General features: G+C 69.0%; 1 pseudogene. It reads left to right on the top strand.

Going from position 1 to position 216, the window contains the following annotated elements:
* Positions 1-216, top strand: a pseudogene (locus EXE44_RS19815) (thiolase family protein); the annotation flags it as partial.

The raw sequence follows: 216 nt of genomic DNA, 5'->3' as shown, positions 1-216 counted from the left end.
CGCCCCGCGAGAGCCTCGGGAAGGTCGCGGTGAAGAACCACCGGAACGGCGTGGACAACCCCCACGCGCAGTTTCAGAAAGAGGTGGACCTCGACACGGTCCTCGACTCGCCGGTCGTCGCGGACCCCCTCCGGCTGTACGACTTCTGCCCGATCACGGACGGCTCCGCGGCGCTCGTGTTCTGCCCAGAGTCCGTTGCCGAGGAGTACGCCCCCG

Origin of the sequence: Halorubrum sp. SS7, from assembly GCF_005435055.1 — an archaeon.
GTDB lineage: Archaea > Halobacteriota > Halobacteria > Halobacteriales > Haloferacaceae > Halorubrum > Halorubrum salinarum.
The sequence above is the reverse complement of the archived record's forward strand: the minus strand, read 5'-3'. Positions and strand labels throughout refer to the sequence as shown.